The organism is Micromonospora acroterricola (genome assembly GCF_003172955.1).
GTDB lineage: Bacteria > Actinomycetota > Actinomycetes > Mycobacteriales > Micromonosporaceae > Micromonospora > Micromonospora acroterricola.
The window spans coordinates 1-9,841 of sequence record NZ_QGKR01000260.1 but is presented as its reverse complement, the minus strand read 5'-3'; the positions used below and the strand labels follow the sequence as shown (position 1 = coordinate 9,841).

10 protein-coding genes and 1 pseudogene are annotated in these 9,841 nt (G+C 73.1%); 4 read left to right on the top strand and 7 right to left on the bottom strand.

Features of this window, described 5'->3' with window-relative positions; all coding sequences use genetic code 11:
* Positions 1-706 (top strand): annotated as a pseudogene (locus DKT68_RS22895) (ATPase); the annotation flags it as partial.
* Positions 707-770: 64 nt separating this feature from the next.
* Here DKT68_RS22895 and DKT68_RS22890 read toward each other — a convergent pair.
* The 4 genes from DKT68_RS22890 to DKT68_RS22875 form a co-directional block, all read right to left on the bottom strand.
* A complete protein-coding gene (locus DKT68_RS22890) occupies positions 771-1,622 on the bottom strand; it encodes an ABC transporter permease (RefSeq protein WP_109819451.1) in 852 nt (283 codons plus the stop codon).
* On the bottom strand, positions 1,619-2,632 hold the full coding sequence (locus tag DKT68_RS22885; RefSeq protein ID WP_109819450.1) for an ATP-binding cassette domain-containing protein: 1,014 nt from the start codon (positions 2,630-2,632) through the stop codon (positions 1,619-1,621). Before DKT68_RS22885 ends, DKT68_RS22890 begins: the two co-directional genes overlap by 4 nt.
* 25 nt (positions 2,633-2,657) lie before the next feature.
* Positions 2,658-3,212 (bottom strand): NADPH-dependent FMN reductase, encoded by a 555-nt coding sequence (locus tag DKT68_RS22880; protein WP_109819449.1) that lies wholly within the window; start codon positions 3,210-3,212, stop codon positions 2,658-2,660.
* A gap of 73 nt (positions 3,213-3,285) precedes the next feature.
* The gene (locus DKT68_RS22875; RefSeq protein WP_236647036.1) at positions 3,286-4,734 is read right to left on the bottom strand and encodes an RNA-guided endonuclease InsQ/TnpB family protein; all 1,449 of its coding nucleotides are present in this window, start codon (positions 4,732-4,734) and stop codon (positions 3,286-3,288) included.
* Between the two features lie 147 nt (positions 4,735-4,881).
* Between DKT68_RS22875 and DKT68_RS22870 the strand changes: the two genes are divergently transcribed.
* Entirely contained in the window at positions 4,882-5,397 is a 516-nt protein-coding gene (locus DKT68_RS22870; RefSeq protein WP_109819452.1) for a GNAT family N-acetyltransferase, read from the top strand.
* 25 nt (positions 5,398-5,422) lie between these two features.
* Here the strand turns inward: DKT68_RS22870 and DKT68_RS22865 are convergent, their stop codons facing one another.
* Both DKT68_RS22865 and DKT68_RS22860 read right to left on the bottom strand, forming a co-directional pair.
* On the bottom strand, positions 5,423-6,409 hold the full coding sequence (locus tag DKT68_RS22865) for an aldo/keto reductase (protein WP_109819447.1): 987 nt from the start codon (positions 6,407-6,409) through the stop codon (positions 5,423-5,425).
* Positions 6,410-6,490: 81 nt separating this feature from the next.
* Positions 6,491-7,246: an SDR family oxidoreductase gene (locus DKT68_RS22860; RefSeq protein ID WP_109819446.1), complete on the bottom strand. Its 756-nt coding sequence runs from the start codon at positions 7,244-7,246 to the stop codon at positions 6,491-6,493.
* Positions 7,247-7,348: 102 nt separating this feature from the next.
* Between DKT68_RS22860 and DKT68_RS22855 the strand changes: the two genes are divergently transcribed.
* A complete protein-coding gene (locus tag DKT68_RS22855) occupies positions 7,349-8,191 on the top strand; it encodes a helix-turn-helix transcriptional regulator (RefSeq protein WP_109819445.1) in 843 nt (280 codons plus the stop codon).
* Here the strand turns inward: DKT68_RS22855 and DKT68_RS22850 are convergent.
* Complete coding sequence (locus tag DKT68_RS22850; protein WP_109819444.1) at positions 8,122-9,156, bottom strand: winged helix-turn-helix domain-containing protein; 1,035 nt, start codon at positions 9,154-9,156, stop codon at positions 8,122-8,124. The genes DKT68_RS22855 and DKT68_RS22850 overlap by 70 nt on opposite strands.
* Positions 9,157-9,287: 131 nt before the next feature.
* On the opposite strand from DKT68_RS22850, the gene DKT68_RS22845 reads away from it, so the two are divergent.
* The gene (locus DKT68_RS22845) at positions 9,288-9,818 is read left to right on the top strand and encodes a nuclear transport factor 2 family protein (RefSeq protein ID WP_109819443.1); all 531 of its coding nucleotides are present in this window, start codon (positions 9,288-9,290) and stop codon (positions 9,816-9,818) included.
* Positions 9,819-9,841: the final 23 nt, after the last annotated feature.

Here is a 9,841-nt window from a genome sequence, read left to right as displayed (position 1 = left end):
CAGCAGCCCCGCCACCCCGGCCGACCCCGCCGCACCAGGCCAATCCGCCGCACCAGGCCAATTCGCCGAGGCAGGCCCGGCCGTCGCGTCGGGCCAGGTCACCGCGTCGGGCCAGGCCGTCGGGCCGCGCCAGGTCGCGTCGCCCGAGGTGCCCGTCGAGGGGTACGAGTTTCGCCGCGACGGGCCGGTCTGGCAGCTCGCATACGCCGGTTCCGTCGTCCACCTGCCCGACGCCAAGGGGCTGCACGACCTGCATCTGCTGCTGAGCCGACCGGGCAGCGATGTGCCGGCGGTGGAGTTGCTCGACCCGGCGGCCGGGCCGGAGCTGGTCGCCGCCCGCCGCATGGGTGCCGACCCGGTCCTGGACGACGAGGCGAAGGCCCGCTACCGGCGGCACCTGGCGCGCCTCGACGAGGAGATCGACCGGGCTGCCGCGCGCGACGACAACCGGAAGGTGGCGGCGCTGGACGCCGAGCGCGGAGCGCTGCTCGACGAGCTGCGTGCCGCCGCGGGGCTGGCCGGCCGGAGTCGCCGACTGGGCGACGAGGCAGAACGCGCCCGCAAGACGGTCACCGCGCGGATCCGGGACACGCTGCGCAAGCTCGACGAGCGACACCCGGCGCTCGCCGGCCACCTGCGGGAGGCCGTCTCGACCGGCAGCACCTGCCGTTACCTGCCGCCCGAGCCGCTGCCCTGGCGGCTCTGAAGCCATCGGAAAGCCAGACGGGCGCTGCCACATCAGTGGCAGCGCCCGTCAGGGTGAGCAGGGGTCAGCGACGGTTGTAGCGGTACATCGTGAGCGTGCCGAAGACGACCACGAACCCGGCGCTCCACGCCAGCAACCACATCACGCTGGACGGGTCCGACGAGCCGGACATCGACGCGCGGACCGCGGCCACGAGCTGCGTCACCGGGTTGACGTTCACGAACGCCTGGAGCCAGCCGGGCATGGTGCTCGGCTCGACGAAGACGTTGCTCAGGAACGTCAGCGGGAACAGCACCATCATGCTGACGCCCATCACCGACTTCTCGCTGCGCAGGATCAGCCCGAAGAACGTCCACACCCAGGAGAACGCGAACGAGAAGACCACCAGCAGCCCGATCCCGGCGGCGACGCCGGCCACCCCACCGTCGGGGCGGAAACCGAGCGCCAGCCCGACGCCGAGGATCACCAGGGCGGCGAGGATGTAGCGCAGCACGTCCCCGAAGATCATGCCGACCAGGGCGGCCGGCCGCCAGACGGGCAGGGTCCGGAACCGGTCGAAGATGCCCTTCTCGATGTCGGTGTTGAGGCCGATGCCGGTGTACATGGTGATCATCACGACGCTGGTGACCATGATGCCGGGCAGGAAGAACTGCAGGTAGTCGCGCGGGCTGTCGGCGAGGGCGCCACCGAACAGGTAGGTGAACATCAGCACCATGATGATCGGGAACGCGGTCACGTCGAAGAGCTGCTCCGGCACGTGCTTGATCTTCAGCATGGCCCGCCAGCCGAAGGTCAGCGACGCACCCAGCGCGCTGGGGCGGGGCGGTCGGGCACCGGGCGCGAGCACCGTCGCCAGCGCCTCGGCGGACGGGACGTAGACGGACGGCGCCCGTTCGGTGGTGGTGGCGTTGCTCATCGGGCTGCCTCCAGCTGGTCGTCCCGCTCGTCGGCGGGCACGGCGGGGTGGTCGGTCAGGGCCAGGAAGACCTCGTCGAGGCTCGGCTGGCCGAGGGAGAAATCGTCGACGACGATGCCGGCGCGGGCCAGGTCACCGAGCGCGCGGGCGGCCTGCGCGCTGGCGTCGAGGTCGGTGCCGGCCTCGCCGACCCGGGCCAGCAGCGCGACCGGGTCGGGTTCGAGCTGCACCGGTACGCCGAGTGCCGCCTGGAGCACCTTCTCCGCCTCGGGCCGCTGCGCGGGGTCACGGAGTCGCAGGTGGACGGTGCCGGAGCCGACCGACGACTTCAACTCGCCCGGGGTGCCCTCCGCGATCACCCGGCCGTGGTCGACGACCGCGATCCGCCCGGCGAGCTGGTCGGCCTCGTCCAGGTACTGGGTGGTCAGCAGCACCGTCGTGCCGTGCGCGACCACGGCGCGGATGATCTCCCACACCTGGTTGCGGCTGCGCGGGTCGAGACCCGTCGTCGGTTCGTCGAGGAAGAGCAGGTCGGGGGTGTTGAGGATGCTGGCGGCGATGTCGATGCGCCGCCGCATGCCACCCGAGTACTTCTTCACCTGGCGGTCGCTCGCGTCGGTCAGGCCGAACGCGGCGAGCAGGGCGGCCGCACGGTCGCGGGCGGCCGGTTTCTTCAGGCCGAGCAGCCGGGCGAGGAGCACCAGGTTCTCCGTGCCGGTCAGGTCCTCGTCGACCGAGGCGTACTGGCCGGTCAGGCTGACCCGGCCGCGGACCGCGTCGGCCTCGGTGACCACGTCGTGCCCGAAGACCCGTGCCGTGCCGCCGTCGGGCCGCAGCAGCGTCGCGAGCACCCGGACGGCCGTGGTCTTGCCCGCCCCGTTCGGGCCGAGCAGCCCGTAGACGGTGCCGGCGGGCACCTGGAGGTCGATGCCGGCCAGAGCCCGGGTGTCCCCGAACGAGCGGGTGAGCCCCTCGGCCTCGATGGCCAGGCCGGTGGTGCGTCTACTCATGATCCTTACCTTTCGTTGGACGTGTTCAGGAGGCGTAGGGCCGGGCGGCGCGGCCGTCGCGCAACGCCAGGCCCCACCAGCGGAGCTGGTCGAGCAGGGCGCGGGTGTCCCGGCGCAGCTCGTCGGTGCAGTGCGGCGTCGGCTCACCGGCGAGCAGGTCGATCCCGACGACGTCGCGCACCGTCATCGCGTGCAGTGCGGTGAAGACGGTGCGCAGTTGATCGACCGCGTGCAGGCCGGTGGACCGGCAGCCGTACGACACGAAGCCGACCGGTTTGGCCTGCCACTCGTCGTACGCGTAGTCGATCGCCTGTTTCAAGGGTGCGGGGAAGCTGTGGTTGTACTCGGGGGTGACCACGACGAACGCGTCCGCGCGGCCCACCTCGCGGACGAACGCCCGGATGGACGCGGTCGGCTGGGCGGGGTAGCTGGACGGGAAGTCGTACTCGGTGAGGTCAACGACCGTCACCGAGAGGTCGTCGTGCCGCTCGGCCTGGTCGACGAACCAGCGGGCGACCCGGTCCCCGGCCCGCCCCTCCCGGGTGCTGCCGATGATCACGGCGATCCTGAGCGGCGTCATCGTTTCCCCCTCCCGGCCTCTCGGTCTCACCCATGAGGCGCTAGGAGACGGCTAGCGGCCCGCTAGATCGGATCTAGTGCGGTTTCCACGAAGGCGCACCGGGTGTCCGGTGGTGGTTGTGGATCCTCGCCTTGTGGGCGAGCGACTCCCCTCCGGGTGGTGGGGCGGGCCTGCGCGGGCCAACTGATCCTCGCGCCGCCCGTGGGCGGCGGGGGTCACGTCGGGACTGGCCGGCACCGGGAAGGTGCCGTCCGGCTCGACGGTGCGTGAGCACCTCCGGCAGCACAACGGCTGTCGGGGTGGTGGGTCCGCCGCCCGGGATGCGGGTGGCGATGGTGGCAGCCGCGACCAGGTCACGGTGCCCGGAAAACCGGCAGTGCGGGCAGGACAGGGTTCGCCCACGGGGTTTCGGTACCCGCCGTTGGCAGGCAGGGCAGGTCGAGGATGTGCCACGTTCGTTCACGAGGCGCAGCGTGATGCCGGCCAGGGTGGCCTTGTCGGTGAGGACCTGCAAGAGCCGGCCGATCTGCCACTGCCGCAACCGCAGGTTGTGCCGCCGCCCCGCCTTGATGGCAAGCACCCCACGCGGGTCCCCGACCCGCAGCTCACCGACACGCTGTTCTACCGCCCACGACACGACCGAACGGGCGGCTTCGTGCTGGGCCTGACGGACCCTGCGCCGGTGCCGGCCCTGCACCATGCGTTCGCGGCGCCGGTACTTGCGCCACCGCCGCGAACCCCGCTGGCCCGGCTTCGGCGCCCGGCGGGCGACCGCCCGGCGGCGGGCTTTCGTGTCAGCCAGGTGCATGCGGTGCTCCGCGCGGATCGCCCGCCCCGACACGAGCAACCCCGCACCGTCTGGGCCGGCCACCGCATACGGGTGGATGATCCCCAGGTCCACCCCGGCGATCCGGCCCGGGGCCGGTCCAGCGCCGGCCGGATAGGTCGCGATCGGAATCTCGGCACTCACGTCCAAGAACAGCCGACGGCCCTCACACAGCAGCGTGATCGAGCGGACCTGCTCGAGCGGGTACGGCACCTCCCGCGCCAACCTCACCCACAACGGCGACGCGCCCTTGCCCATCGGGATCCGGACCCGACGCCCGTGCAGGGCGAACGTGCCGTGATACCAACGCACCGGCACCAACCCCCGCCGCCGACGCGGGAACCCCGCCGACACGTCACCGTCCTTGCGTCGCTTCGCTGCGGCGAACCACGCGTCGGAGAACCGACGCAACACCGACCGCGCCCCCGTCGAGTCCAACTCGGCGAACGTGCCCGGCCCTGAGGCCGCCAACTCCCGACACAACTCCTGATAGCCGGACAACGGCGTGTCCCGGCGGCGACGCCGCCACGCGTTCGCCTCCAACACACACGCCCACACATCACCAGCCGAACGCAGCAACCCGAAACACCGCCGCCGCTGCCCGGGCGTCACCCGCAACGCCACCCGCGCGGTGCGATGCACTACCCGGGGCGCGGCCGGATCCCGACGACGAGGCACAACCAAACCCAACACCATCGGTACGACAAAACCCCCGGCCGCCAACCCGGCAAACGTTAGTGGACACCGCACTAGCGGGCCGCGACCCGTCAGGCGCATGGGCAGCGGTTCAGGGATTCGGTGTCGGTGGGCTCGGCTTGAATGGAGCCGACGGAGGGGGCCGGGATGGCACAGGTACGCATCGAGCCGTGGCACGAGGACGACCTCGACCTGCTGCGGCAGCTCAACTCACCGGACACGCGCAAGCACACCGGCGGCCCGGAGACCGATGAGCAGGTGCTCGCCCGGCACGACCGCTACGTGCACTTCGCCGAGGGTGGCCAGGGCTGCATGTTCACCCTGGTGCTGCCGGACGGGGCGCGGGCGGGCAGCGTCGGCTACTGGGCCCGGGAGTGGCGCGAGCAGCCGGTGTACGAGATGGGCTGGGCGGTGCTGCCCGCGTACCGGGGGCAGGGGCTGGCCACGGCCGCGGTGCGCGCCGTCGTCGACGTCGCCCGCGCCCGGCGGACCCGCCGCTACGCGCACGCCTACCCCTCGGTCGACAATCCCGCCTCGAACGCGGTCTGCCGCAAGGCCGGGTTCACCCTGCTGGGCGAGACGGGGTTCGAATACCCGCCGGGGCACCTGATGCGGGCCAACGACTGGCAGCTCGACCTGACCGCCCCACCGGCAGAGGGCTGACGCCGGCGGGGCGGTTTGTCGTAGGTCACCAGGTGGTGTCGAGGCGGTGCCGCTGCTCGGCGGTCAGCTCCAGGTCCACCGCCGCGAGGCTCTCGTCGAGCTGAGCCACCGAGGACGCGCCGACCAGCGGGATCGACGGCAGGTCGCCGCCCAGCAACCAGGCCAGCACCACCTGGTTGACCGTCGCACCGGTCTCACCGGCCACCTCGCGCAGCGCGGCCAGCCGGCGGGGCGCGCTCGGCAGGTCGTACGCCTCGCTGAGCGGCTTGTCCGCCCGCGTGAACGCCCCCTTGAGCAGCGGCGAGTACGCCACCAGGGTCAGCTCCGGCTCGGCGCGGAGGTAGCTGAGCAGGTCGCCGCTGACGCCGCCCGGCTCGCCGTCCGGGTCCAGCTCGCTGGGCAGGTCGGTCCGGTTCGGCAGGTAGCTCCGGTGGTACTGGAGCACCTCGTACCCCGGCAGGCCGGCGGCGGCGGCCAGCGCGCGGGCCCGCTCGACCCGCCAGGCCCGGTGGTTGCTGGCCCCCAGCAGGCCCACCGTTCCCTCGGCGACCAGCTCGGCGAAGCCCTCCACGGTCTCCGCCAGCGGCACCGTGCGGTCCTCGATGTGCGCGTAGAGCAGGTCCAGCCGCTCCACGCCGAGCCGGTCCCGGCTGCGCTCCGCCGACTCGCGGATCACCTTGGCGGACAGGCCCTCGGCGTTGTCCAGGTAGCTGGTCCCCGGGGCGAGCGGGCGGGCGCCCAGCTTGGTGGCGATGACGATCTCGGGGCCGACGCCCCGGCTGCGCCGCCACCGGCCGAGCAGCTCCTCGCTCTGCCCGCCCTGGCCGCCGTCCACCCAGAACGCGTAGTTGTCCGAGGTGTCGATAAAGGTGCCGCCGGCCTCGACGTACCGGTCGAGGATCGCGTACGAGGTGGCCTCGTCGGTGGCGCTGCCGAACAGCATCGCGCCGAGGCTGAGCACGCTGACCTCGCGCCGGGTCGCCGGGTCGGCGCCGATCGTGCGGTACCGCATGGGGGTTCTCCTCTCGTGCGCCCGTGCCGGTGGGCGCCCGCGTGCCACCCTGCCGGCTGGAGCGCACTCCAGGTCAAGCCCTCACCAGGGCAGCACCCCGTACCCGCCGCCGGCGTCCATCTGGAAGCCCCAGAGCAGCCCGCTCGGTCCGTCCGCGGGCAGCGTCGCCAGGTGCACGCTCACCTCGGCGCCCTGCTCCGGGGTGCGGAAGCCGTTGTTGCCGTTGAGGTCGGTGGCGCAGTAGCCCGGGTTCGCGGCGTTCACCTTGATCGGGGTGTCCCGCAGCTCCTTGGCGTACATCGCGGTGAGCATGTTCAGCGCCGCCTTCGACGACGGGTACGGCACCGAGGTCAACGCGAACAGCGCGCCCTCCGGGTCGGTCATCACCGCGATCGAGCCGACCTCGCTGGAGACGTTGACGATCCGGGCCGCCGGTGCCCGGCGCAGCAGCGGCAGCAGCGCGTTGGTCACCGCCGCCACACCGAAGACGTTCGTCTCGTACACCCGGCGGAGCGTCGCCACGGTGGTGTCGCTGGGCAGCGCCCGCGCGCCGTCGCCGAGCGCGATGCCAGCGTTGTTGACCAGCACGTCCAGCCGGCCGTACTCCCGCTCGACCAGCTTCGCGGCGGCCTCCACCGATTCGGCGTCGGTGACATCCAGTGGCACGAACCGGGCGTCGGCGCCGCCGGCGCGCAGCTTCTCCTCCGCTGCCCGACCCCGCTCAGTGTCCCGGGCGCCGATCAGCACGGTCATGCCCAGCGCCCCGAGCTGCCGGGCCGTGGCCAGGCCGATTCCCTTGTTGGCCCCGGTGATCAGGGCGATCGTGTTCGTCGTCATGCCCCGAGGCTGCCCGCTGGGCCGAGCCGGCGGGAGAGACCGGCTGAGACTGGGACCGGTGGTACCACCCTCACCGCCGGTGGCTGAGGCACGCTTGAGGACATGACCCGCACCTGCCTGCGACGCGACGAGCTGGCGGCGTTCCTGCGCAGCCGTCGCGCGCGACTGCGCCCCGCCGAGGTCGGCCTCCCCGACGGGGTGCGGCGCCGCACGCCCGGCCTGCGCCGGCAGGAGGTGGCCCAACTGGCTGGTATGTCGGTCGACTACTACATCCGGATCGAGCAGGGTCGCGGTCCGCACCCGTCCCGGCAGGTGCTGTCCGCGTTGGCCCGGGCACTCCTGCTCAGCCGGGACGAGCGGGAGTACCTGTTCCGGGTGGCGGGGGAGAGCCCACCGCCGGCCGCCGGGCCGAGCCGGGAGCTGACCCCGGGCCTGCGGTACCTGATCGACGCGATGACCGAGACCCCGGCGTACCTCGTCGACGCGGCGTACGACGTGCTGGCCTGGAACCGGCTGGCCACGTACTTCGTCGGGGACCTGGCGAGCGTGCCCGCCACGGACCGCAACATGATCCGCTGGATGTTCCGCCGGCCCGCCGAGGACAGTCACTGGACCGACCCCGACCTGATCCGGTTCGTCCGCACCTCGGTCGCCGACCTGCGCGCCGCCTACGGCCGCTACCCCGGCGACCGTGCGGTTCAGCAGTTGGTCACCGAGCTGCTCGGCACCTCGCCCCGGTTCGCGCAGCTCTGGGCCGAGCACGACGTGGCCGAACGCCGTCCCATCGTCAAGCGGGTGCCGCACCCCGAGCTGGGGCCGTTGGAGTTCGAGTGCCGGGTGCTGCACGTGCCGGAGACCGACCAGAAGATGATCGCCTACGTCCCGGAGCCCGGCTCGCCCACCCAGGCGGTGTTCCGCCGGCTCGCCGAGCGCGTCGCGCCCTGACCCGGCCGGCAGCCGACCAGCTCGTTCCCGTGGTCGGACCGCCGGTAGAGCACGCTGTGCCGCTCCCGCGCGCGGACCACCAGGCCGGAGCGCAGCAGCACCCCCAGGTGGTAGGAGACGGTGGCCGGGGCCAGCCGGTGCCGCTCGCTGAGCTGCCCGGTGGACCGGGGCACGTCCAGGTCCGCCAGGATCGCCGCCCGGCTCGCACCGACCAGGTCACCGAGCCGGCCCGCCCGGCGCTCGTCCGCCCGCCCGGCGCCGATCGGGTAGACCAGCACCGCGTTGCCCTCGTCGCAGAGCTGGGTGGACACCTGCGGCCAGGCCAGCGCCGACGGCGCGAGCACCAGCTCCGCGCCGGTCAGCGCCGTGGTGATCCGGTACGAGCTCTCGATGGTCAGCGACCTGCCGGTCCAGCCGACCTTCGGGTGCAGGCCGTTCAGCATGCTGCCCACCCCGGCGGTGGCCATCGCGGTGGCCCGGACGGCCAGCTCCGCCTCCAGCGTGGCCCGCACCGCCGGCCACTGCTCGGCGAGCGCGGCCTGCCAGAAGTGCCGCAGCCCGTCGGTGACCCGCCGGGCGAGGGTGCCGTCCTCGACCGCCGAGCGGACCCGCCCCGGCATCCCGCCGGCCGGGAACCGCTCGTTCACCTGCGTCGCCACCTCGTCGGCCGGGGTCGCGGCCATGGCCGCCAACTGCTGGTCGAAGACCGCGTCGAGCGGGCCCAACGGCGGCTTCGGCGTGAGCAGGTCCGGCGTGTAGCCGAGCCGGCCGGGCGGTGTCACCAGCTCCGCGACCAGGGCCACGTCGGGGTGCCGCAGCGCGGCGCGGGCGGCCGGACCGGGATCGCCGTGCACCGGATGCCCGAACCGCGAGAGCGCGGCCCGCAGCCAGGACGTCACCTCCCAGGCCGGCGAGATCGCCAACCGGAGCCGGGCGAGGCTCGGGCCGTCCAGATGCGCGACCATCACAACGCGGATCGTACAAGCGGTGGCATCGATGTGCGGTCCGCATTCGAGCTGGTTCGAATCACTGGCCGGCGCTGCGGCGGGCCGGGTTGTCTGCGACGGCACAACCACTCGCCCCTGAGGAGAACCGGATGCGCCCACCTGCCTCCGCCCGCCCCGCCGGCCGGCTCGCCCGCACGATCGCCCTGGTCGGGCTCACCGCCGGCCTGCTGGCCGCGGCTCCCGCCGCGGTGTCCGCCGCGACCTCCGACCCAGGTGACGCCACAACCGGTGACGCGGCCGCCCGCGGGTGCGAGCGCGCCTTCGACCGCGCCGTCCGGGCGTACGTGGAGACCACCGCCCGGCGCGACCTGGACGGCTTCGCCGCGCTGCTGCACCCCGACGTCACCTCCGTCTTCGCCTCCGACGGGGAGGTGCTGGACGGCAAGAGGGCCACCGTGGACTGGCTGCGCGGGTTCTTCGCCGACGACTCCTGGACCCAGTCGTTCAGCGTGGCCAAGCAGACCGTCGTGGGCTGCCACACCGGTTTCGTGCTGTTCGACTCCGTCTACGCGGTGCCGGCCACCGGCACCCGGGTTCCGCTGCTGATCGGGGTCAGCTACACGTACCACCACGGCCGTTGGCTGGTGCTGCAGAACCAGGACTCCGTGGGCCGGATCTGACCAGGGGGTGGCCAGCCGGGGGG

Coding starts and splice junctions, on each gene's coding strand:
- DKT68_RS22890 (WP_109819451.1), bottom strand. CDS start 1,622: ATGAGCAACGCCACCACCACCGAACGGGCGCCGTCCGTCTACGTCCCG.
- DKT68_RS22885 (WP_109819450.1), bottom strand. CDS start 2,632: ATGAGTAGACGCACCACCGGCCTGGCCATCGAGGCCGAGGGGCTCACC.
- DKT68_RS22880 (WP_109819449.1), bottom strand. CDS start 3,212: ATGACGCCGCTCAGGATCGCCGTGATCATCGGCAGCACCCGGGAGGGG.
- DKT68_RS22875 (WP_236647036.1), bottom strand. CDS start 4,734: ATGGTGTTGGGTTTGGTTGTGCCTCGTCGTCGGGATCCGGCCGCGCCC.
- DKT68_RS22870 (WP_109819452.1), top strand. CDS start 4,882: ATGGCACAGGTACGCATCGAGCCGTGGCACGAGGACGACCTCGACCTG.
- DKT68_RS22865 (WP_109819447.1), bottom strand. CDS start 6,409: ATGCGGTACCGCACGATCGGCGCCGACCCGGCGACCCGGCGCGAGGTC.
- DKT68_RS22860 (WP_109819446.1), bottom strand. CDS start 7,246: ATGACGACGAACACGATCGCCCTGATCACCGGGGCCAACAAGGGAATC.
- DKT68_RS22855 (WP_109819445.1), top strand. CDS start 7,349: ATGACCCGCACCTGCCTGCGACGCGACGAGCTGGCGGCGTTCCTGCGC.
- DKT68_RS22850 (WP_109819444.1), bottom strand. CDS start 9,156: ATGGTCGCGCATCTGGACGGCCCGAGCCTCGCCCGGCTCCGGTTGGCG.
- DKT68_RS22845 (WP_109819443.1), top strand. CDS start 9,288: ATGCGCCCACCTGCCTCCGCCCGCCCCGCCGGCCGGCTCGCCCGCACG.